Source organism: Streptomyces sp. NPDC001514 (assembly GCF_053597075.1).
This window is the reverse complement of sequence record NZ_JBSFHO010000004.1, coordinates 234,202-255,379: the sequence shown is the minus strand read 5'-3', so window position 1 is coordinate 255,379 and position 21,178 is coordinate 234,202. Positions and strand designations below refer to the sequence as shown.

Below are 21,178 nucleotides of genomic sequence, written 5' to 3'. Positions count from 1 at the left end.
TCGCCGTTTGTCGCTTATGCCTCGTCGTCCGGGGTCTCGCGCAGCGCGTCCTCACTGAGGCCCTTGCGCCAGTAGCCGACGAACGTGACGCGGCGGCGGTCGAGTTGGCGCTCGTTCACCAGATGACGGCGCAGCGCCTTCACGGAGCCCGACTCGCCCGCGATCCACACGTACGGGGCGGAGTCGGCGAACTCGGCGGCGCGCACGGCCTCGACGGCGGACGGGGCCCCTTCCTCCCCCACCAGCCAGGTGATGGTGGCGTCGGCGGCGGTCGTGAGCTCCAACCGGTCGTCGGCGTACGGGACTTCGAGCCAGACCCGGGCGCGGATTCCGGCGGGCAGCCACTCGAGGATCGCCGAAGCGGCGGGCAGCGCCGTCTCGTCCGCCCAGATCAGCACCGAGTCGGCGTCGTCGGGCAACTGGAAGCGTACGGCGGTGTTGTCGGCGACCGCTGGGCCGAGGACCGTCACACGGTCACCGGCGGAAGCCTTCTGCGCCCAGCGGCAGGCGGGTCCGCCGTCCGCGTGGACGGCGAAGTCGATGTCGACCTCATCGGGGTCATGCCGCTGTTCCCGCACCGTGTACGAGCGCATCACGGCCCGTACGTCGTCGGGCAGCGCACGCCAGGCGCCGAGCGCGGCGTACATGTCCCCGTCCTCCGGCACCGGCACGACGGGTGCGTCCTGGCCGGGGTGCGGCAGGAAGAGCGAGACCGACTGGTCGCGGCCCCCGGACGCGAAGCCCTCGAGGGCTTCACCGCCGAAGGTGACACGGACCAACGACGGGCCGAGCCGCCGCGTCCGTACGACCTGAAGGGGGAAGAAACGGAACGGGGCGGCTGCGGCTGCCGTCATCGTCAGGCGACCTTCTTCGCGTTCTCGATGGCCTTCGCGAGGTCGTCGAGGATCGGCGTGCACTTCTCGTACGAGTAGATCGGCTCGGTGACGCGCGGGATGACCTGGCCGGCCTTGACTGCGGGCAGCTGGGCCCAAGTCGGCTTGGACTTCAGCGCGTCGGGCTGAATCGCCGAGGCGCGGTTGTCCATCATGATGATGTCGGCCTTGTACTTGTCGACGTTCTCCCAGCTGAGGCCCTCGAACCAGCCGCCGGCGTCGAGCTTGGTGGGCGTCACGAAGTTGACGCCGAGCTCCTTGAAGTAGAGCGTGTCGGTCGGCCGCCCCGGGGCGGACACGTAGAAGAGGTCGGCGCTCGCGGAGCCGATGAGCACCTTGATCTCGGGCTTGGCCTTCGCGGCGGCGCGCAGCCGGGCGGCGGCCTTCTCGAAGGCGGCCTTGGCGTCGGTGACCTTCTTGGTCGTGACGTCCGCGCCCAGCGACTTCGCCAGGTCGACATGGCGCTGGAGCACCTTGGGCATCGAGTAGTCGGAGGCCCACAGGGCGACGGACGGGGCCAGCTTCAGGATCTTGTCCTTGGACTGGTCCGGCACGTACCAGAGGGCGTCCTTCTCCCACATGTCGGTGATGAGGACCTCGGGGTTGAGCGCTGCGTACTGCTCGACGTTGAACTCGCCCCAGACATTGCCGAGGACCTTGACCTTGTTGATGTCGAGGTCGCCCGCCTGGACGTCCGGGGTCTTCGTGCCCTTCGCCTTGTCCTCGACGTACGTCGGGCCGAAGACGCCCTTCACCTCGATGCCGAAGTCGTGCAGGGCGGCGGCGGTGCCGGTGAAGGCAACGATGTTCTTAGGGGTGGACTTCGCCTTGGCCGTCAGGCCGCGGTCGTCCTTGAACTCCCAGGGGCCGGACTTGGCGTCGGCGGCCGAGTCGCTCTTCTCGCCGCCGCAGGCGGTGAGCGCGGCGCCGAGCCCGAGGGCGCCTCCGGCGGCCAGCAGGCCGCGGCGGGTGAGATGGGTGGCTCGGGCGTTGGGCATGGCGAGGTCGCTTTCGTACGTGCCGGGTTTCGGCCACTGGGCAAGTTCGAAGGTAGGTTAGCCTAACCTCACATCTTGTCCAGAGGGGGCCTCCTGGAACCGCCGTCGGATCGTGCGCGTGAGACAGGAGGGGGAACGGGGGACGACGATGGGGCTGCGGATCCACTTCACTTACGAGGACCTGACCCGGGTGGTACTGGCGGACGCGCCGGACCCGCTGTGGGAGGCGCTGCTCAGTCTGCATCTGCTGCAGAACCGCGACGGACCGCTGGTCTTCGGCCGGTGGCGGCGTGCGGCCGCCGTGCGCCCCGCCGAGCCGGCGCTGCTCCGGCTGCGGACGCTGGCCCCGCCGGTGGGCTACTCGGCGGACTTCCTCACGCCCGCCGAGGCATCCCTCGGCCTGGAGGCGGGGATCGACGCCCTGCTTTCCACACCACGGGCCCGGCTCCGCACCGACCTCATGGAACTCGCCCGCGCGCGCCGATTACCCGGCTGGGTGCGGCCGTTGGCGGACGGCGACCCACAGGCACTGCACGGCATGGCCGGGTTGGTCCGGCGGCATCACGAGCTCTTCGTGGCCCCGTACTGGACGCATATCCGGGCGCAGTTCGAGGCGGAGCGGTCCAGCGCCGCGAGAGCCCTGCTGCAGAACGGGTTCGCGGCGATGGTGGAGGGGCTGCACCCCACGATCCGTTGGATGCCACCGGTGCTGGAGGCCGGGGGCCCGCACCTGGACGGAGATCTGCACCTGAACGGGCGGGGCCTGCGGATCATCCCCTCGTTCTTCTGCTGGCCCGGGCCGATCGTGCTCAGGGACGAGAAGCTGCCGCCCGTGCTCGTCCATCCCCTCACCCACGACCCGCGCTGGCTCGCCCCCTCCGCGTACGGAGCCGGCGGCGGCTCGCCTCATCGCGCGCTCGCCGCGCTGCTGGGACGGGCAAGGGCCGCAGTACTGGAGGCCGTTGCGGACGGGCTGACCACGACGGAACTGGCCCGGAGGGCCGGCATCAGTCCCGCCACCGTGAGCCACCACACGGCCGTGCTGCGCGAGGCGGGGCTCATCATCTCTCGCCGGCTCGGGGGCGCCGTCCTGCACACCCTCACCCCCATGGGCGCGGAACTCCTGGGCGGCCCTCCCGCCAGCAGGATTGGAGCACCGTCGAAGTGCGTGGTACACGCAGATGCCGCTGAGCGACGATGAGCCCCGCAGGAGCGGTTGGGCACCGGGACCAGGTGCTCATGACGCTCATGAGACCACAGGGGGACTCCGATGAAACCTGCCAGGACACTGCTCGCGTTGGCGGCAGCGCTGCTCTTCGTTCTCACGGGGACGCTCGCCGCGTCGGCACAGGACCGACCGACCGCGGCGTCGAAGGAATCGGCATGGATGGAAGGCCAGATCGCCGGCCTTCTCCGTCACAACGAGGGTGCGAAGCGGGTCGGCACGGACCGGGTGGAGCTGGAGCCGGGCGTGACGATGACCGTGCTGCCGGCCGGGCCCGCGGCGGCGACGGGAGTCAACGACTGCAGGACCTACTACGCCTGCGTGTGGCAGCACCGCGACGCGGGCGGCTACCGGCTCGACTTCTACTACTGCCGCTTCTACGAGCTCGGCAACTACTCCATGCCCGACGGCACCAACTGGCACGACCAGGTCAGCTCCTACTACAACGCGCAGACCGACGGCGCCTGGGTCGTCGGCTACAACTGGGACCCCGAGTACCGGACCTGGGACTGGATCTGGGGAGGTCCTCCCGGTCGTTACGAGGCTCAGGTCGCGTATGACAACTGGGCGGACGGCGTCAAGCTGGAGTGCTGACGGGTCACCGAGGCCACGGCGCGTGGCGCGTCATTGAGACACCCCTGGTCCCCGGCCCGGTGCGAAGGCCGGGGACTCGGCGCGTCGCCGGAGCCTGCGCCGCAGCCGGAGCCGTGGCAGGGGCCCACGGAGAGCCGGCTGTGGTCAGGCGGACAGCCCCAGCTCCCGGGCGATCAGCATGCGCTGGACCTCGCTCGTGCCCTCACCGATCTCCAGGATCTTGGAGTCCCGCCACATCCGGGCGACCGGGTACTCGTTCATGAAGCCGTAGCCGCCGTGGATCTGGGTGGCCTCGCGCGCGTTGTCGACGGCGACCGTGGAGGAGTAGAGCTTCGCGAGCGCGGCCTCCTTCTTGAACGGCTCGCCGAGGACGAGACGTGACGCCGCGTCACGCCAGCCGATACGGGCCATGTGCGCCCGCATCTCCATGTCCGCGATCTTGAACTGGATGGCCTGGTTGTCGGCGATCGGGCGGCCGAAGGCGTGCCGCTCCTTGGCGTACTTCACGGACTCGTCCACACAGCCCTGGGCGAGGCCCGTCGCGAGCGCCGCGATGGCGATCCGGCCCTCGTCGAGGATGCGCAGGAACTGGGCGTACCCGCGGCCCTCCTCACCCAGCAGATTGGAGAAGGGGACCCTGACGTCGGAGAACGACAGCTCGCGCGTGTCCGACGCGTTCCACCCGACCTTGGAGTACGGGGCGGCGACGGTGAACCCGGGGGTGCCGGACGGAACGATGATCGAGGAGATGAGCGGCTTGCCCTCGGGGGTACGGCCGGTGACGGCGGTGACCGTGACCAGGCCCGTGATGTCCGTGCCGGAGTTGGTGATGAAGCACTTGGAGCCGTTGATCACCCATTCGCCGGTCGCCTCGTCGCGCACGGCGGTCGTCTTCGTGCCGCCCGCGTCCGAACCGGCGTCCGGCTCGGTCAGCCCGAAGGCGCCGAGGATCTCACCGGAGCACATCCGGGGCAGCCACTCGCGCTTCTGCTCCTCGGTGCCGAAGCGGTAGACCGGCATGGCGCCGAGCGAGACGCCGGCCTCCAGCGTGATCGCGACGGACGAGTCGACGCGGGCCAGCTCCTCCAGGGCGATGCCGAGGGCGAGATAGTCGCCGCCCATCCCGCCGTACTCCTCGGGGAAGGGCAGGCCGAACAGGCCCATGCGGCCCATCTCGCGGACGATCTCGTAGGGGAACTCGTGGCGCTCGTAGAAGTCGCCGATCTTCGGGGCGACGACGTCGTGGGCGAACTCCTCGACGGTGCGGCGAAGTTCCTCGTGCTCGGGGGCGAGGCGGTGGTCGAGCGACATGACTAGGACTCCTTGTGGGAGGCCGTGCCCGCGAGGGCACGAACGGTGCGGGACGGGCTGGGACGGCCCAGCCGCTCGGCCATCCACGCGCTGGTGGCGGTGAGCCGGCCGAGGTCGACCCCGGTTTCGATGCCGAGGCCGTTGAGCATCCACACGAGGTCTTCGGTGGCGAGGTTTCCGGTGGCGCTCTTCGCGTACGGGCAGCCGCCGAGGCCGCCCGCGGAGGCGTCCACGGTCGTGACGCCGTGCTCCAGCGCCGCGAAGGTGTTGGCCAGTGCCTGGCCGTACGTGTCGTGGAAGTGCACCCCGATGGCGCTGGTGGGCACGCCCTCCTCGTTCAGCTCGGCGAGCAGGGTGAGGACATGGCCGGGGGTCGCGACGCCGATCGTGTCGCCGAGGCTCAGCTCGTCGCAGCCCAGGTCCATGAGCTGCTTGGCGACGCGGACGACCTGGTGGACGGGCACCTTGCCCTCCCAGGGGTCGCCGAAGCACATGGAGAGATAGCCACGGACATGGATCTTGTCGGCCTTGGCGCGGGCGACGACGGGCTCGAACATGGCGAGCGACTCGTCGATCGTCCGGTTGAGGTTCCGCGCCGCGAAGGTCTCGGTCGCGGACCCGAAGACGGCGATCCGGCGTGCCCCGAGGGTGATGGCGCGGTCGAGCCCGCGTTCGTTCGGCACGAGAACGGGAAAGGTGACGCCCTCGATGTCGGCGAGCCGCGGGAACAGATCCTCGGCGTCGGCCAGTTGGGGCACCCACTTGGGATGGACGAAGCTGGTCGCCTCGATGGTCGTCAGGCCGGCGTCGGCGAGGCGGTGGATGAACTCCGCCTTCACGTCCGTCGGGACGATGCCCTTCTCGTTCTGCAGCCCGTCGCGCGGGCCCACTTCATGGATCCGTACCCGTGGCGGAAGGTCCGTGACGGGTACCTCCATCGGCAGTCCGTCGGTCATTCTTCGCCCTCCTCGCGCGGGGTGACGACAGCGAGCACCTGGTCCATGGCGACCGTGGCCCCCGGCGTGACGTCCAGCTCGGTGACGGTGCCGGCGTGCGGGGCGGAGATGACGTGCTCCATCTTCATCGCCTCGACGACGAGCAGACTCTGTCCCGCCGCGACCTCGTCGCCGACCGCGACCTTCACGACCGTGACGGTGCCGGGCATGGGCGCGGCGAGCGTGTCCGCGCCCTGGTGCGCGGCGCCGCTGAGGCTGGCCGCGACCGGGTCGTGATCCTGGACGTGCCAGGAGTCGCCGTCCCGGCCGAGCCAGGTCCCTCCAGGGGCCGTGGCGTACGTGAAGGCGTGGGTGACGCCGTTCACCTCGACGGCTACCCGGCTGTCCGTCCTCGATCCATGGACGGGCGGGAAGGGAATATGGACCGTCACCGGATCGTGGCCGGACACGCGGAAGTGGTGCACCGTAGGGGTCGGTTCGCCGCCGAGCCGCCAGCCGCTCGGGACCGAGAACGGGTCGACCCAGCCGTCCGGGCCCGCGGACGGGGACGGCCGGCGCAGCAGGGCCGCCGCCTCGTAGACCTCGTCCGGGATCCCGGCCGGGCCGAGCCCGTCCACTTCCCGTTCCACCAGACCGGTGTCCAGGTCGCCGGACACGACCGCCGGGTGGGCCAGCAGGCGGCGCAGGAAGCCCGCGTTCGTCGGGACGCCCAGGGTGACCGTGTCCGCGAGGGCCGCCCGCAGCTTGCGCAGGGCGGTCGCCCGGTCGGGGCCGTACGCGATGACCTTCGACAGCATCGGGTCGTACAGGCTGGAGACCTCCGTGCCTTGGCTGAGGCCCGAGTCGGTGCGGATGCCGTCGCCCTGGGGTTCGTGGAGGGCGAGGACCGTGCCGCCGGAGGGGAGGAAGCCGCGGGAAGGGTCCTCCGCGCAGATACGGGCCTCGACGGCGTGGCCGGTGAGGCTGATGCCGTCCTGCGAGAAGGGGAGCTTCTCGCCCGCCGCGACCCGGAGCTGCCACTCCACCAGGTCGATGCCGGTGATGAGTTCGGTCACCGGGTGCTCGACCTGGAGCCGGGTGTTCATCTCCATGAAGTAGTACGAGGAAGGATCACCGCCCGGGACGATGAACTCCACCGTGCCGGCGCCCCGGTACCCGCACGAACGGGCCGCCTGGACGGCCGCCTCGCCCATCGCCGCCCGGGTCTTCTCGTCCAGCAGGACGGACGGCGCCTCCTCGATGATCTTCTGGTGGCGGCGCTGCAGCGAGCACTCGCGCTCGCCGAGGTGCACCACATTGCCGTGCCCGTCCGCGAGGACCTGGATCTCGATGTGCCGGGGGCGGTCGATCCACCGCTCGACGAGCAGCGTGTCGTCGCCGAACGACGCCCGCGCCTCGCGCCGCGCCGCCGCGATCTCCTCAAGCAGCGCCGACTCGACGCGCGTGAGGCGCATGCCCTTGCCGCCGCCGCCCGCCGAGGGCTTCAGCAGCACCGGCATGCCGATCTCACGGGCCGCATCGGCCAGTTGATCGTCCGTCAGGCCGGAGCCCGAGGAGCCCGGCACGACGGGCACTCCGGCGGCCCGCACGGTCTCCTTGGCGCGGATCTTGTCGCCCATCAGGGAGATCGCCTCGGCGGGCGGCCCGATGAAGACCAGGCCAGCGTCCGCGCAGGCCCGCGCGAACCGTGCGTTCTCCGCGAGGAAGCCGTAGCCCGGGTGGATCGCCTGCGCCCCGCTGCGCCGCGCCGCGTCGAGGAGCCGCTCGACCGAGAGATAGCTCTCCGCCGCCGGCGGCGGGCCCAGGCGCACCGCCGTGTCCGCCTCCCGCACATGCCGGGCGTCGGCGTCCGCGTCGCTGAAGACGGCGACCGAACGGACCCCCAGGGCCCGGAGCGTACGAATGACGCGGACCGCGATCTCGCCACGGTTGGCGACCAGAACAGTGTCGAACATTCCGTCCCTCACATCCGGAAGACGCCGAAGCCGGGCTCACCCAGCGGGGCGTTGGCACACGCGGTCAGGGCCAGACCCAGCACCTGCCGGGTCTCCAGCGGGTCGATGACGCCGTCGTCCCACAGCCGGGCCGTCGCGTAGTACGCGTTCCCCTGCTGCTCGTACTGGGCGCGGATCGGGGCCTTGAAGGCCTCTTCCTCCTCGGTCGGCCACTCCTCGCCCCGGCCCTCGATCTGGTCGCGCTTGACGGTCGCGAGCACCGAGGCGGCCTGCTCGCCGCCCATGACCGAGATCTTGGCGTTGGGCCACATCCACAGGAAGCGGGGGGAGTACGCCCGCCCGCACATCGAGTAGTTCCCCGCGCCGTACGAACCGCCGACGACGACCGTCAGCTTCGGCACGCGTGTGCACGCCACCGCCGTGACCATCTTCGCGCCGTGCTTGGCGATGCCCCCGGCCTCGTAGTCCTTGCCGACCATGAAGCCCGAGATGTTCTGCAGGAACAGGAGCGGGATGCCGCGCTGGTCGCACAGCTCGATGAAGTGCGCGCCCTTCTGGGCGGATTCCGAGAACAGGATGCCGTTGTTGGCGACGATCCCGACCGGGTGGCCGTGGATCCGGGCGAAGCCGGTGACCAGGGTCGTACCGAACTCTGCCTTGAACTCCGCGAAGCGTGAGCCGTCCACGACCCGGGCGATGACCTCCCGCACGTCGTACGGGGTGCGCGAGTCCACCGGCACCGCACCGTACAGCCCGAACGGATCGACCTTCGGCTCCTCGGCCGGCTCGACCGACCAGGGGAGCGGGCCGCGCTCCGGCAGGGTCGCCACGATGTTCCGCACGATCCGCAGCGCGTGGGCGTCGTCCTCGGCCAGATGGTCCGTGACGCCCGAGATCCGGGAGTGGACCTCACCGCCGCCGAGCTCCTCGGCCGTGACCACCTCGCCGGTCGCGGCCTTCACCAGCGGCGGGCCGCCGAGGAAGATCGTCCCCTGGTTCCGCACGATCACGGCCTCGTCGCTCATCGCCGGGACATACGCCCCGCCGGCCGTGCAGGAGCCGAGCACCGCCGCGATCTGCGGGATGCGGGCGCCGGAGAGCCGCGCCTGGTTGTAGAAGATCCGGCCGAAGTGCTCGCGGTCGGGGAAGACCTCGTCCTGCATCGGCAGGAAGGCGCCGCCCGAGTCGACGAGATAGACGCAGGGAAGCCGGTTCTCCAGAGCCACCTCCTGGGCGCGGAGGTGCTTCTTCACCGTCATCGGGTAGTACGTGCCGCCCTTGACCGTGGCGTCATTGGCGACGACGACCACCTCGCGGCCGCTGACCCGGCCGATCCCGGCGATCACGCCGGCCGCCGGTGCCTGCCCCTCGTACATACCCTCGGCCGCGAGCGGCGCCAGCTCCAGGAACGGCGAGCCCGGGTCCAGAAGCGTGTCCACCCGGTCCCGCGGCAGCAGCTTCCCGCGCGCGGTGTGCCGGGCACGGGCCTTCTCGCCGCCGCCCAGCCGGGCCGCGGCCAGCTTCGACCGCAGTGTGTCGGCCAGAGCGCGGTGTGCCGCCTCATTGGCCTGCCAAGCCTCGGACGCGGGGTCTGCCGCGCTCGTCAGCACAGGTGCCTGCTGCATCCGGCAGGGCTCCCTTCGTGTTAATGAGCGTTAACCCATTTCCTTCAGGTTAACGACCGCTAACTGCGTTGTCTAGAATCAATGCCATGAGCACCCGCACCGACGCCCCGACCCGCCGCGAGCAGATCCTGAAGGAGGCCGCCCGCCTCTTCGCCGAACGCGGCTTCCACGGCGTGGGCGTCGACGAGATAGGCGCGGCCGTCGGGATCAGCGGCCCCGGGCTGTACCGCCACTTCGCCGGAAAGGACGCGATGCTCGCCGAGCTGCTGGTCGGCATCTCCGGCCGCCTCCTGGACGGCGGCCGGCGCCGCGTCGCCGAGGCGGACGGCGACGGCGGCCCGGAGGAGCTGCTCGCCTCGCTGATCGACGGACACATCGACTTCGCCCTCGACGACCGCCCGCTGATCACCCTGCACGACCGCGAGCTGGACCGCCTCCGGGACAGCGACCGCAAACTCGTGCGGCAGCTGCAGCGGCAGTACGTCGAGCTGTGGGTGGACGTCGTCCGCAAACTGCACCCGGAGGTCCCCGAGGGTCAGGCCCGGGCGGCCGTCCACGCGGTCTTCGGGCTGCTCAACTCGACCCCCCACCTCGGGTCGTACGGAAACGGGCTGCCGGGCCGCGCCGCGATGGAGGAGCTGCTGCGCAAGCTGGCGCACGGGGCGTTCGCATCGCTGTCCGCGTGACGCGACCGCGTGATGTGCCCGCGTGATGTGTCCGCGTGATGTGACCGCGGCGGACGGTCGGGCACCGGGCACCGGGCACCGGGCACCGGGCATCCGGACCCCGGCATCCGTGCACCGGGTATCCGGGCCCGGGCGTCCGGACACCGGGACGCCAAGCACGCTCCGCACACCTGACGGCACAATGGGCGCATGCCGATACCGAACCGTGCCGCCCTCGTCGACCACCTCGTCCGCACCCGTATCGCCGGAGACGTCGCGACGCCCCGCGACAACAACCTCTCGCACTACCGCAAGCTCGCCAACGGCGACCGCCACTACTGGCTGGGCCTCGAGCTCGGCGACCGCTGGACCGACGAGCAGGACGTGCTGGCCGTGATGGCCGAGCGCTGCGGCGTCAACGACGATCCGCAGTACCGGTTCGGACAGGACACCATCGACCCGGAGCTGACCGTGGACGCCCTGGACCGGATGGCGGCGCGGCTGAAGGAGGCGGCGGCCGCGAGGGAGTCGGTGCTCTTCGCGACCGGTCACCCGGGCGGGCTGCTCGACGTGCACCGGCAGACCGCGGATGCGCTGAGATCCGCGGGCTGCGAGATCGTACGGATCCCGTCCGGGCTCATGGCTGACGAGGGCATGGTCTTCCAGTTCGCGGACGTCGCGGTGCTGGAGCGCGGGGCGACCTTGTGGCACACCCACTCGCCCGAGCCGATGGCCGCGATCCTGGACGGCCTGGAGCGGGAGGGCCGGACGCTGCCGGATCTCGTGGTCGCCGACCACGGCTGGGCGGGCTGCGCGGGCCAGCGCGGCATCGACGCCATCGGCTACGCCGACTGCAACGATCCGGCGCTCTTCATCGGCGAGGCCGAGGGGACCCTCCGGGTGACGGTCCCGCTGGACGACCACGTCACGGACCCGCGCTTCTACGAGCCGATGACGGCGTACTTGCTGGACGCGGCGGGGCTCAGCTCCCCCGAGTGACCCATGGGGGACGTCACTCGGAGGGGCTCAGCCCTGCCGAACAGCCAGGCTCGCTCCTGACGGCGGTCCGCACATCGGTCGGACCGCCCCCGCCCCTCCGCCGGGAACGGCGACGGCAACGCCGCCGGCGAGGGCGACGGTCCTGGTGATCTGCACGGTTCGACCGACGGGCCGCACCGCCCGGGCGCAGGCGACGCCTCGCCCGAGCGGCGGTCCGGGCCGCGTCGCAGGCCGACTCATCGGCATGCGACGGATCCTCCTCGGCCGGTGGCACCGCACACTTCGCGGGCGCGCCCAGCGGCCCGTGCAGCGAGGTCCCGGGATTTGGTCGAGCCCCGGGGATCCCGTTGGGCGCTGTGGCGTCCTAGGATCTGCATCCAGGCTCGCAGCCCCAGGCACCACTTTGCTCACACCACAGGACGACCTTTGCTCTACGACTTGAGGCCGCCGGTGCGTGTGTTCGTCGTCGACGACGAGGAGCTCGTACGCGCCGCACTGCAGCGCATCCTCGACGCCGCCGACGCGATCACCGTCGAAGGGACCTGCGACGGCTCCGAAGCCGTCGACATGGTCCGGCGACACGCACCCGACGTGGTGCTGCTGGACATCGACATGCCGTCCGTCGGCGGCCTGGACGTGCTGCGCCGCCTGCGCGCACTTCCCCGGCCGCCCTTCGTGGCCATGCTCACCGCCCTCGACAGGGCCGACCACGTCGAGCGCGCGCTGCGGAGCGGCGCCTCCGGGTTTCTGCTCAAGAGCACCGAACCGCGGCTGTTCGTGGACGCCGTGCGGCTGCTCGCCGCAGGTGGCGTCATCTGCACACCGCCCGGGAGCGCCGACGTTCTCGCCCGTTACGCCGGCTCGGCCCCGATAGCCGCCCCCGACCCGTCCGACGGGCTGGCCGGGCTCACCGACCGTGAGCGCGAGGTCCTTGCACTGATCGCGGCCGGATTGTCCAACACCGACATCGCCGCCCACCTCGGCATGGGCGTGACCACGGTCAAGACCCACATCGGGGCGCTCAAGCGGAAGCTCGCCGTCACCAGCCGGGTGGGCCTGGCCGGCGTGGTCCACCGATCCGCTGCCGGGCAGGGTTCGGGATGACCGCCCGCCGATGGGCAGTCGAAGCGCTCGTCGTCGTCGTAGCCGTCGCCGAGGCACTGGCGACCCGGCAGTGGCTGGAGGACTGGATGTTCGCCGGCGCGCTCGCCGTGGCAGTCGTCCTCGTCCTGCGCAGGCGTTTCCCCCGGACGGTTCTCGTTCTCGCGCTGCCCACCCTCGCCACCAGCGTGCTGTGGCTGCCCGCGATGTGCGCGCTGCACGCACTCGCCGCCTCCGAACGCCGTCGCGGCGAGGTGATCGCCGGGTCGGCGGCCGTCGCGGCGGTCGCGTTCGTTCCGTGGCGGGACCTCGACGGGTACGCCTGGACACTCCCTGACACCACCCTCGCCGTCATGCTGGCCGGGCTGCTCGCGGTCGCCCCCGCCGCGCTGGGCCTGCTCGGCCGCGCCCGCCGCGAACTCGCTGCCCGCCTCGCCGAGCTGGCTCTGTCACGGGAACGCGAGCGCCGTTACGCCGCCGAGCAGGCGGCGCTGCGGGAAAGGGAGCGGCTGGCCCGGGACGTCCACGACACGGCAGCCCACCACCTGAGCCTGATCAGCCTTCGCTGCACCGCACTCGCCGCCGCGGCGGACTCCCCCGGCTACCGCCAGGAAGCCGAGGTGCTGGGCGAGCTGAGCAGACACGCGGCGGCCGACCTGCGCCAGGCGATCCGCCACGAGACCCCGGGCCTGGCGCAGCTCCCCGCACTCGTCGTGGCCGCGGGCGACGGTGTACGCGCGGACCTCGCCCGGGTCGACCTCGCGGGCTGCGCGCCGGAGATCCAGCACACCGCGTACCGCATTGTCCAGGAGGCACTGACGAACGTGCGCCGGCACGCGCCGGGCGCCCGGGCCGATGTCGCGGTGCGGTGCACACCCGACTCGCTGCACATCTCCGTACGCAACGGGCCACCGTCCGTGCCCGGTCCGCGCCCCGAGCCCGGGGGCGGTCAGGGCCTGCCGGGCCTGAGGGTCCGCACCGCGGCCCTCGGCGGCACCCTCACCACGGCCCCGGCGCCGGACGGCGGCTTCGCCCTCGAGGCGGTGCTGCCCTTGTCGGCGCCCGCCTCGTGGTGATCACTGCGCACCGTCAAGGGACGCACATGCCGGCGGGCCCGGGCGTCAGGACGAGCCGCGCGGGACGCGGACCACGCCCTCCTGGATCACTGAGATCGCCAGCTGCCCGTCCTGCGTGTAGATACGGGCCTGGCCGAGACCCCGCCCGCCGTGCGCGCTCGGCGACTCCTGGTCGTACAACAGCCATTCGTCGGCACGGAACGGCCGGTGGAACCACATCGCGTGGTCAAGTGAGGCGCCCACGACGTCCCCGACCGCCCAGCCGCCCCGCCCGTGTGCCAGCAGCACCGAGTCGAGCAGCGTCATGTCGGAGACGTAGGTGGCCAGGCAGACGTGCAGCAGCGGGTCGTCCACGAGCTTGCCGTTCGTACGGAACCAGACCTGCGAGCGCGGTTCGCGGGGCTCGCCGACGCTGGCGTACGGGGGAGCGTCCACATACCGCAGATCGACCGCGGACCGCGCCTCCAGCATCCGCCGGGCCGTGTCCGGGTGGATGAACCGGTCCGCGTGCGCCGGCAGGGTCTCGGCGGCCGTCGGCAGGGTGTCCGGGTCCGGGGCGTCCGGCATGGGCGTCTGGTGGTCGAGTCCCTCCTCGTACGTCTGGAAGGACGCCGAGAGATGGAAGATCGGCTGGCCGTGCTGGACGGCGACGACGCGCCGGGTCGTGAAGGACTGCCCGTCACGGATGCGGTCGACCGTGTAGACGATCGGGGCGCCCGGGTCGCCCATGCGCAGGAAGTACGCGTGCAGGGAGTGGGCCGTGCGGTCGTCGGGGACGGTGCGGCCCGCGGCGACGAGCGCCTGGGCCGCGACCTGTCCGCCGAAGACGCGGGGCACGATCGCCGAGCGCGAACGGCCCCGGAAGTAGTCCTGCTCGATCTGCTCCAGGTCGAGCAGATCGAGCAGGTCGTCGAGCGCTTTCGTCACCTGGACTACAGGCCCATCGACTTCGCGATGATCGACTTCATGACCTCGCTGGTGCCGCCGTAGATGCGGTTGACGCGGTTGTCGGCGTACAGGCGGGCGATCGGGTACTCGTTCATGTAGCCGTAGCCGCCGTGCAGCTGGAGGCAGCGGTCGATGACGCGGTGCGCGACCTCGGTGCAGAACAGCTTGGCGGAAGCGGCCTCGGCGGCGGTCAGCTCGCCCGCGTCCAGGGTCTCCAGGGCGCGGTCGGCGACGGCCTCGGCGGCGTCCACCTCGGCCTGGCAGGCGGCCAGCTCGAACTTGGTGTTCTGGAAGTGCGCGACCGGCTTGCCGAAGACCGTGCGCTCCTGCACGTACTGCTGGGCGAACCGGACGGCGGCCTTGGCCTGCGCGTACGCGCCGAAGGCGATGCCCCAGCGCTCGGACGGCAGGTTCTGGCCGAGGTAGTAGAAGCCCTTGTTCTCCTCGCCGAGGAGGTCCTCGACCGGCACCTTCACGTCGACGAACGCCAGCTCGGCGGTGTCGGAGGTGCGCAGGCCGAGCTTGTCGAGCTTGCGGCCGATCGAGTAGCCCTCGGACTTGGTGTCCACGGCGAAGAGGGAGATGCCGAAGCGGCGGTCGTCCTCGCGCGGGGCGGAGGTGCGGGCGCACACGATCACGCGGTCGGCGTGCACACCGCCGGTGATGAAGGTCTTGGCGCCGTTGAGGACGTAGTGCGTGCCGTCCTCCGAGAGCTTGGCGGTGGTCTTCATGCCCGCGACGTCGGAGCCGGTGCCCGGCTCGGTCATCGCCAGCGCCCACATCTCCTCGCCGGAGACGAACTGCGGCAGGTAGCGCTTCTTCTGCTCGTCGGAGGCGAGCATCTTGATGTACGGCAGGGCGAGCAGCACGTGCACGCCGGAGCCGCCGAAGTTGACGCCCGCGCGCGAGGTCTCCTCGTACAGGACGGCCTCGAACTTGTGCGTGTCCAGGCCCGCGCCGCCGAACTCCTCGGGGACGTTGATGCCGAAGACGCCCAGCTCGCCGAGCTTGTAGTAGAAGTCGCGCGGCGCCTGGCCCGCGGCGAACCAGTCGTCGTAGACGGGGACGACCTCGGCCTCGATGAAGGCGCGGATGGTCTCCCGGAACGCCTCGTGGTCCTCGTTGAATACGGTCCGGCGCACGGACGCCTCCCTCTGGAGCTGACGGGCTGGTGAAATGTCTAAGCGCTTGCTCAGTCCAAGTTACCGGGCAGTTCGCAAGCCTGTCCAGAGTCGGAGTCCGGAGTGAGGAAGAGCACGCCCGCCTCGGGCGTCGGGCGAGGCAGGCGCTCAGCCCGCGGTGGGCGGCGGCGGTCCCGGCGGCAGGCCGGGCTGCGGGTCCTCGCCGTCGTAGGCCTCCAGCGCGGACTGGCGCAGGTCGAGCAGCTCGCCGAGGTCGTCGGGGGTCGGCGCGCCCTGGGCCAGCTTCACCGTGGCCCTGCCCTCCACCGCGGCCCAGGCGTGCCGTGCACGTTTGTTGGCCCTGCACCGCGTGGCGCTCCGGAGGAAGCTCGCGCCGGCGGCGAAGCCGGCAGAGGCCAGGGCGAGGAGGGCCGCTGGAACGCGCGCGTCCGCCGTGGCCAGTCCCGTTGCTCCCGCCGTGCCGGCGAGCAGGGCCGCGGGAAAGCCGAGTGCGACATCGGCCTTGGCCCAGAACTCGGCGCGCCGGTGGGCCAGCGCTTTCTGGCGCGTCGCCTCGTCCCGTAAGCCGGCGATCTCGGCACGCACGTGGTCCAACGGATCGACGTCCGGGGTTCCGGTCGTGGTTGCGTTCGTGGGAGTGACCATGCCGGAATTCCAACACGCCCCGAACGGAAGGGACTTGGTTGAACACGACAGCCTTCGGGGGGCGCCGTCGTGGAGTCCGTACGGAAGCGTGGATGCCCAAGCACACGCGCGCGGCTCAGGTGCGTGATCCGTACCGCAGCGCGAACCACAGCTCCATCCGTACGTCCGCGTCGTCCAGGTCCATCCCGAGGAGCGTCGAGCAGCGGGCGATCCGCTGGCGCACCGTGTTGCGGTGGACGCCCAGGGCGACCGCCGTGCGGTCCCAGCTGCCGTGCAGCGAGAGCCAGACGCGCAGGGTCTCGGTGAGTGCGGGGGAGCCCGCCAGGGGCGCGAGGAGGGCGCGGGCGTGGACGGCGGCCTCGTCGGGCGCGATCAGCTCGCCGAGCCCGGCGTCGCGCTGGCGTGCCAGCGGCTCCCGGGTCGCCTCGGCCCGGCGCAGGGCGCGCGCGGCGGCGGTGTCGGCGGCGGAGAGGTCGGCGGGGGCGGCGGGGGCGCTCACACCGAGGGTCCAGCCCGGCTGCGGCTCGATCCGCCGGTCCCCGGAGAGCAGGACCCGTACGGTCGCGCCGTCCGCGTCCACCAGCGCGCTGCCCAGCGCCGCGCCGAGCGCCGACGCCGCGATCCGGTCGGACGGCGGGCCGGGCCGCGCGGCATGCACGACGGTCCACGGCCCCGGCCCGAGCGCCGGCGCCACCTCGGCGGGCGCCGCCCCCAGCAGCAGCCGCACCAGCGCGGCCGACCTCCCGGTCGCGTCCACGCCCTGGTGCGGTGCGGTCAGCAGCGACAGCAGGACGACGGCCATCCCGGCCACGGTGTGCCCGCCGGGCTCCCGCGCCTCGGTCGTGATGCCCAGCACGAGACCCTCGCTGCCGCCCAGCGCGTACGCGGAGAGGCTGACCCCGCCGACGGTGTCGGTGGCGGACGCGGGAGCGACGCGCCGGCCACTGCCGCCGGGGGCGTCGGCGGGGGCCGGCGGGGCCTCGGCACCGGGCGCGGCGCCCCCGGGCTCCTCCTCCGCCGCGGGCCTGACCACCGCGGCCAGCCGCACCAGGGCCTCGCGGGCATCGGGGGACGGCCGGCGCCCCGACGCGTACAGGACCGAGGCGTCCGGGGCGAGAAGCACCGCCCAGCCGCCGAGGCGGGACGCCAGCTGCTGCAGCACCGCCGGGACCGGGTCCGGGCGGGCGGCCGCGTTCGCCAGGCCCTGCTGGGCCTCGCTCACCCGGCGCACCTCCTGGAGGCGGACCTGGGCCATGAGCCGCCAGACCGCGCGGGCGATCGCCGTGAACGGGGTCTGCGGCGGCACCTCGACCAGCGGCAGCCTGTGCCTCTCGCACGCCTCGACCAGCGCGGCCGGGACGGTGTCGTGCACCGGCGCGACGCCGAAACCGATCGCCGCGCCGCCCGCCTCGACGACCCGGGCCGCGTACGTGTCCGGGTCCTTCAGCAGGACGCCCGCCGTCAGCAGCAGCTCGCCGCCCAGTAGATAGGGGTACGGATCGGCCATCTCCGAGGTGTGCACCCACTGGATGGCCACGCTCTGGGGGTCCGTGGTGCCCGCGACGAGCCGCAGGCCGAGGTCCTCACGGGCCAGCAGTGCGGCCAGCGGGATGGGTGGGGCCGGCGGGGCCGAAGGGGCGGAGGGGTGAGCGGTGGGGTCCGGCATGGTGGACGTTCCATCCGTGATCGTCGTCGAGAGTGGAGGAAATGTACACTTCATCGTCGCTTTTCGGCCACCTATCGTCGAGACGTCCAGCGGCCGCGGGTACGGGCGGATGTCCCCGCAGAAGAGCTGCTGCATCCCCCTCATGTTCTGCACGACACGCCACTGAGGTGAACGAAGGAGGGCCCCATGGCCGTCGACTACGCAGTGATCGTCGTCTATCTGGCCGGCATGCTGGCCATGGGCTGGTGGGGCATGCGCCGCGCCAAGTCCAAGAGTGAGTTCCTGGTGGCGGGCCGCAGGCTCGGCCCCTGGATGTACTCCGGCACCATGGCCGCCATCGTGCTCGGCGGCGCCTCCACCATCGGCGGCGTCGGCCTCGGCTACAAGTACGGCCTGTCCGGCGCCTGGATGGTCTTCACCATCGGCCTCGGCCTCCTCGCCCTCTCGGTCTTCTTCTCCGCGCGCATCGCCCGGCTGAAGGTCTACACCGTCTCCGAGATGCTCGACCTCCGCTACGGCGGCCGCGCCGGTCTCATCACCGGTGTCGTGATGTGGGCGTACACGCTGATGCTCGCGGTCACCTCCACCATCGCGTACGCCACGATCTTCGACGTCCTCTTCGACATGAACCGGACGATCGCGATCATCCTCGGCGGCTCGATCGTCGTCGCCTACTCCACGCTCGGCGGCATGTGGTCGATCACCCTCACCGACATGGTGCAGTTCGTCGTCAAGACGATCGGTGTGCTGCTCCTGCTGCTGCCCATCGCCGTGGTCAAGGCCGGCGGCTTCGCCGAGATGAAGGCCCAGCTGCCCACCGAGTACTTCGCCCCGCTCGGCATCGGCGGCGAGACGATCTTCACGTACGTGCTGATCTACACGTTCGGCATGCTGATCGGCCAGGACATCTGGCAGCGCGTCTTCACCGCCCGCAACGACAAGGTCGCCCGCTACGGCGGCACCGTCGCAGGTACGTACTGCCTCGTCTACGCCATCGCCGGCGCCGTCATCGGCACCGCGGCCAAGGTGCTCTACCCGAACCTCGCCAATGCCGACGACGCCTTCGCGACCATCGTCAAGGACGAACTTCCCCTGGGCGTGCGCGGCCTGGTCCTCGCCGCCGCGCTCGCCGCGGTGATGTCCACCTCGTCGGGCGCGCTGATCGCCTGCGCCACCGTCGCCAACAACGACATCTGGCAGCGGCTGCGCGGCGCCATCACCCACCACCGCGCCGACGGTGAGCCGCACGACGAGGTCAAGGGCAACCGGGCGTTCATCCTGGCCATGGGTGTCGCCGTCATCGTGATCGCCATCGGGCTGAACAACGTGATCGAGGCGCTGACGGTCGCGTACAACCTGCTCGTCGGCGGACTGCTGGTCCCGATCCTCGGCGGACTGCTCTGGAAGCGGGGCACGGTCCACGGCGCGCTGTCCGCGGTCGTCGTCGGCGGCCTCGCGGTCATCGGCCTGATGTGGCACTACGGCATCCTCGCCAACCAGCCCATCTACTACGGCCTGCTCGCCTCGCTCGCCACGTACGTCGTCGTCTCGCTGGCCACCAGGCCGACGGACGAGGCGATCCTGGCCAACTGGCGCGAGCGCCTCGCGGGCCGCGGCCCCGAGGCCGCCGACGAGCCGGCGGCGGAGCCGGCCGTCCCGGCCACCCCCTGAATCCCGTTACAGTCGAACGACTGCGAACAGTAGGAAAAGCGTAGGAAGAAGGCATACGTCATGAGCAGCAACGAAACGCCGCGCGGCCCCATCGACTCGTCCCGCGTCCCGCGGTACGCCGGACCCGCGACGTTCGCCCGGCTGCCTCGGCTCGACGAGGTCGGCACCACAGATGTCGCCGTCGTCGGCGTGCCCTTCGACGCCGGGGTCTCGTACCGCCCTGGCGCGCGCTTCGGCGGCAACGCCATCCGTGAGGCGTCGAGGCTCCTGCGTCCGTACAACCCGGCGCAGGACGCCTCGCCCTTCGCGCTCGCCCAGGTCGCGGATGCGGGTGACATCGCCGCCAACCCGTTCAACATCAACGAGGCCGTCGAGACCATCGAGGCCGCCGCGGACGATCTGCTGGGCACGGGTGCCCGGATGATGACGCTCGGCGGCGACCACACCATCGCGCTGCCGCTGCTGCGCTCGGTCGCCAAGAAGCACGGCCCCGTCGCGCTGCTCCACTTCGACGCGCACCTGGACACCTGGGACACGTACTTCGGCGCCGAGTACACCCACGGCACCCCGTTCCGCCGTGCCGTCGAGGAGGGCATCCTCGACACCGAGGCGCTCTCCCACGTCGGTATCCGCGGCCCGCTGTACGGCAAGCAGGACCTGACCGACGACGAGAAGATGGGCTTCGGCATCGTCACCTCGTCGGATGTCTACCGCCGTGGCGCCGACGAGGTCGCCGACCAGCTGCGCCAGCGCATCGGCGACCGCCCGCTCTACATCTCCATCGACATCGACTGCCTCGACCCGGCGCACGCCCCCGGCACCGGCACCCCTGAGGCCGGCGGCATGACCTCCCGTGAGCTGCTGGAGATCCTGCGCGGGCTCGCCTCCTGCAACCTGGTCTCCGCCGATGTCGTCGAGGTCGCCCCCGCGTACGACCACGCCGAGATCACCTCGGTCGCGGCCTCCCACACCGCGTACGAGCTGACCACGATCATGTCCCGCCAGATCGCCGCGAACCGCGCCGCCGGCGCGGAGCAGAGCACGAAGTAACCCCCGGCCCGCCGGCCCCGCGGGCACGGCGCCGGCCTGTTGCCGCGCCCGCAGGTCACGCCGGGCCGCTCCCGCGGCCCGGCGGCCCGCGGCCGGCGCAGGCGCGGAGGCCTGCTTGCGTCCAGGCCAAGCGCCGGGGCCGGAGCCGGCAATGGCCGGACCTGGCGGCCAGAGTCTGTGACGCAGGCCTGGCGCCGAGGGCATGCCGAAGGCCAGGGCCGGCGTCGGAGCCAGGACCGGGGCCACGGCAATGGCCGGGACCGGGGTCAGGGTCAGGGCAATGGCCGGGACCGGGAACCATCGCCGGGACCGGGAACCATCGCCAGGGCCGGGACCGACGGGCAGGACCATGGCCAGGGCCACGGGCCATGGGCACGGGCCAGGGAAGACTGGGGCCACGGCGACAGTCACGGCGAAAGCCGGGACCAGGACCACGGTCCCTGGCCATGGGCAGGGCCATGGCCAGGGAGGACCGGGACCAGGACCACGGCAACGGTCACGGCCGGGACCAGGGCGACAGTCACGGCGAAAGCCGGGACCAGGACCACGGCCACGGCCAGGGCCACGGCAATGGCCCGACCAGGGCCGAGCCCGGAGGTCGAGCACCCGGGCCCTGCGCCACGGCTGGTCCGGTACCGAGGAAACGGCCGACGCCAGG

The 21,178-nt window shown here is 71.7% G+C and carries 18 protein-coding genes; 8 read left to right on the top strand and 10 right to left on the bottom strand.

What is annotated here, in order from left to right:
- Positions 1–14: 14 nt before the first annotated feature.
- Both ACWCXB_RS07200 and ACWCXB_RS07195 read right to left on the bottom strand, forming a co-directional pair.
- Complete coding sequence (locus ACWCXB_RS07200; protein WP_450719890.1) at positions 15–854, bottom strand: siderophore-interacting protein; 840 nt, start codon at positions 852–854, stop codon at positions 15–17.
- 2 nt (positions 855–856) lie between these two features.
- The gene (locus ACWCXB_RS07195; RefSeq protein WP_450719888.1) at positions 857–1,891 is read right to left on the bottom strand and encodes an ABC transporter substrate-binding protein; all 1,035 of its coding nucleotides are present in this window, start codon (positions 1,889–1,891) and stop codon (positions 857–859) included.
- Positions 1,892–2,009: 118 nt separating this feature from the next.
- Here ACWCXB_RS07195 and ACWCXB_RS07190 point away from each other — a divergent pair, with 118 nt between their 5' ends.
- On the top strand, positions 2,010–3,092 hold the full coding sequence (locus ACWCXB_RS07190; RefSeq protein ID WP_450719886.1) for a helix-turn-helix domain-containing protein: 1,083 nt from the start codon (positions 2,010–2,012) through the stop codon (positions 3,090–3,092).
- Positions 3,093–3,161: 69 nt separating this feature from the next.
- Positions 3,162–3,710, top strand: a complete 549-nt coding sequence (locus tag ACWCXB_RS07185; RefSeq protein WP_450719884.1) for a peptidase inhibitor family I36 protein — start codon at positions 3,162–3,164, stop codon at positions 3,708–3,710.
- A gap of 144 nt (positions 3,711–3,854) precedes the next feature.
- On the opposite strand, the gene ACWCXB_RS07180 is transcribed toward ACWCXB_RS07185, so the two are convergent.
- Genes ACWCXB_RS07180 through ACWCXB_RS07165 form a run of 4 tightly spaced genes read right to left on the bottom strand, consistent with a single transcriptional unit; the run spans position 3,855 to position 9,557 of the window.
- The gene (locus tag ACWCXB_RS07180; RefSeq protein ID WP_450719882.1) at positions 3,855–5,021 is read right to left on the bottom strand and encodes an acyl-CoA dehydrogenase family protein; all 1,167 of its coding nucleotides are present in this window, start codon (positions 5,019–5,021) and stop codon (positions 3,855–3,857) included.
- Positions 5,022–5,023: 2 nt separating this feature from the next.
- Positions 5,024–5,977, bottom strand: coding sequence for a hydroxymethylglutaryl-CoA lyase (locus ACWCXB_RS07175; protein ID WP_450719880.1), 954 nt, complete (start codon positions 5,975–5,977; stop codon positions 5,024–5,026).
- The gene (locus ACWCXB_RS07170; RefSeq protein ID WP_450719878.1) at positions 5,974–7,932 is read right to left on the bottom strand and encodes an acetyl-CoA carboxylase biotin carboxylase subunit; all 1,959 of its coding nucleotides are present in this window, start codon (positions 7,930–7,932) and stop codon (positions 5,974–5,976) included. The genes ACWCXB_RS07175 and ACWCXB_RS07170 overlap by 4 nt, the downstream gene beginning before the upstream one ends.
- Before the next feature lie 8 nt (positions 7,933–7,940).
- Positions 7,941–9,557: a carboxyl transferase domain-containing protein gene (locus ACWCXB_RS07165; protein WP_450719876.1), complete on the bottom strand. Its 1,617-nt coding sequence runs from the start codon at positions 9,555–9,557 to the stop codon at positions 7,941–7,943.
- An 86-nt stretch (positions 9,558–9,643) separates the two neighbouring features.
- Here ACWCXB_RS07165 and ACWCXB_RS07160 point away from each other — a divergent pair, with 86 nt between their 5' ends.
- The 4 genes from ACWCXB_RS07160 (at position 9,644) to ACWCXB_RS07145 (ending at position 13,398) form a co-directional block, all read left to right on the top strand.
- Positions 9,644–10,243, top strand: a complete 600-nt coding sequence (locus ACWCXB_RS07160; RefSeq protein ID WP_450719874.1) for an SACE_7040 family transcriptional regulator — start codon at positions 9,644–9,646, stop codon at positions 10,241–10,243.
- A gap of 189 nt (positions 10,244–10,432) precedes the next feature.
- Positions 10,433–11,221 (top strand): phosphatase, encoded by a 789-nt coding sequence (locus ACWCXB_RS07155; protein WP_450719872.1) that lies wholly within the window; start codon positions 10,433–10,435, stop codon positions 11,219–11,221.
- Positions 11,222–11,671: 450 nt separating this feature from the next.
- Positions 11,672–12,325 carry a response regulator gene (locus tag ACWCXB_RS07150; protein WP_450719870.1) on the top strand — a complete coding sequence of 218 codons (654 nt, stop codon included), beginning with the start codon at positions 11,672–11,674 and terminating at the stop codon, positions 12,323–12,325.
- Entirely contained in the window at positions 12,322–13,398 is a 1,077-nt protein-coding gene (locus tag ACWCXB_RS07145; protein ID WP_450719868.1) for a sensor histidine kinase, read from the top strand. The genes ACWCXB_RS07150 and ACWCXB_RS07145 overlap by 4 nt, the downstream gene beginning before the upstream one ends.
- Before the next feature lie 45 nt (positions 13,399–13,443).
- On the opposite strand, the gene ACWCXB_RS07140 is transcribed toward ACWCXB_RS07145, so the two are convergent.
- From ACWCXB_RS07140 to ACWCXB_RS07125, 4 genes are all read right to left on the bottom strand, one after another.
- Positions 13,444–14,325, bottom strand: a complete 882-nt coding sequence (locus ACWCXB_RS07140) for an acyl-CoA thioesterase (RefSeq protein WP_450719866.1) — start codon at positions 14,323–14,325, stop codon at positions 13,444–13,446.
- Positions 14,326–14,330: 5 nt separating this feature from the next.
- A complete protein-coding gene (locus tag ACWCXB_RS07135) occupies positions 14,331–15,488 on the bottom strand; it encodes an acyl-CoA dehydrogenase family protein (protein ID WP_450719864.1) in 1,158 nt (385 codons plus the stop codon).
- A 147-nt stretch (positions 15,489–15,635) separates the two neighbouring features.
- On the bottom strand, positions 15,636–16,133 hold the full coding sequence (locus ACWCXB_RS07130; protein WP_450719862.1) for a hypothetical protein: 498 nt from the start codon (positions 16,131–16,133) through the stop codon (positions 15,636–15,638).
- A 115-nt stretch (positions 16,134–16,248) separates the two neighbouring features.
- Positions 16,249–17,799 (bottom strand): PucR family transcriptional regulator, encoded by a 1,551-nt coding sequence (locus ACWCXB_RS07125; RefSeq protein WP_450719860.1) that lies wholly within the window; start codon positions 17,797–17,799, stop codon positions 16,249–16,251.
- Positions 17,800–17,985: 186 nt separating this feature from the next.
- Here ACWCXB_RS07125 and ACWCXB_RS07120 point away from each other — a divergent pair, with 186 nt between their 5' ends.
- Together ACWCXB_RS07120 and speB are read left to right on the top strand one after the other, a co-directional pair.
- Positions 17,986–19,470, top strand: a complete 1,485-nt coding sequence (locus ACWCXB_RS07120; protein ID WP_450719858.1) for a sodium:solute symporter — start codon at positions 17,986–17,988, stop codon at positions 19,468–19,470.
- Positions 19,471–19,530: 60 nt separating this feature from the next.
- Positions 19,531–20,520: an agmatinase gene (gene speB, locus ACWCXB_RS07115; RefSeq protein ID WP_450719856.1), complete on the top strand. Its 990-nt coding sequence runs from the start codon at positions 19,531–19,533 to the stop codon at positions 20,518–20,520.
- The last annotated feature ends 658 nt before the right edge of the window (positions 20,521–21,178 follow it).

What these genes read in the sequence shown, in the direction of transcription:
- ACWCXB_RS07185 (WP_450719884.1), top strand. Translation starts at nt 3,162, where the DNA reads ATGAAACCTGCCAGGACACTGCTCGCGTTGGCGGCAGCGCTGCTCTTC.
- speB (WP_450719856.1), top strand. Translation starts at nt 19,531, where the DNA reads ATGAGCAGCAACGAAACGCCGCGCGGCCCCATCGACTCGTCCCGCGTC.
- ACWCXB_RS07195 (WP_450719888.1), bottom strand. Translation starts at nt 1,891, where the DNA reads ATGCCCAACGCCCGAGCCACCCATCTCACCCGCCGCGGCCTGCTGGCC.
- ACWCXB_RS07165 (WP_450719876.1), bottom strand. Translation starts at nt 9,557, where the DNA reads ATGCAGCAGGCACCTGTGCTGACGAGCGCGGCAGACCCCGCGTCCGAG.
- ACWCXB_RS07120 (WP_450719858.1), top strand. Translation starts at nt 17,986, where the DNA reads ATGGCCGTCGACTACGCAGTGATCGTCGTCTATCTGGCCGGCATGCTG.
- ACWCXB_RS07170 (WP_450719878.1), bottom strand. Translation starts at nt 7,932, where the DNA reads ATGTTCGACACTGTTCTGGTCGCCAACCGTGGCGAGATCGCGGTCCGC.
- ACWCXB_RS07145 (WP_450719868.1), top strand. Translation starts at nt 12,322, where the DNA reads ATGACCGCCCGCCGATGGGCAGTCGAAGCGCTCGTCGTCGTCGTAGCC.
- ACWCXB_RS07130 (WP_450719862.1), bottom strand. Translation starts at nt 16,133, where the DNA reads ATGGTCACTCCCACGAACGCAACCACGACCGGAACCCCGGACGTCGAT.
- ACWCXB_RS07155 (WP_450719872.1), top strand. Translation starts at nt 10,433, where the DNA reads ATGCCGATACCGAACCGTGCCGCCCTCGTCGACCACCTCGTCCGCACC.
- ACWCXB_RS07180 (WP_450719882.1), bottom strand. Translation starts at nt 5,021, where the DNA reads ATGTCGCTCGACCACCGCCTCGCCCCCGAGCACGAGGAACTTCGCCGC.
- ACWCXB_RS07160 (WP_450719874.1), top strand. Translation starts at nt 9,644, where the DNA reads ATGAGCACCCGCACCGACGCCCCGACCCGCCGCGAGCAGATCCTGAAG.
- ACWCXB_RS07125 (WP_450719860.1), bottom strand. Translation starts at nt 17,799, where the DNA reads ATGCCGGACCCCACCGCTCACCCCTCCGCCCCTTCGGCCCCGCCGGCC.
- ACWCXB_RS07175 (WP_450719880.1), bottom strand. Translation starts at nt 5,977, where the DNA reads ATGACCGACGGACTGCCGATGGAGGTACCCGTCACGGACCTTCCGCCA.
- ACWCXB_RS07200 (WP_450719890.1), bottom strand. Translation starts at nt 854, where the DNA reads ATGACGGCAGCCGCAGCCGCCCCGTTCCGTTTCTTCCCCCTTCAGGTC.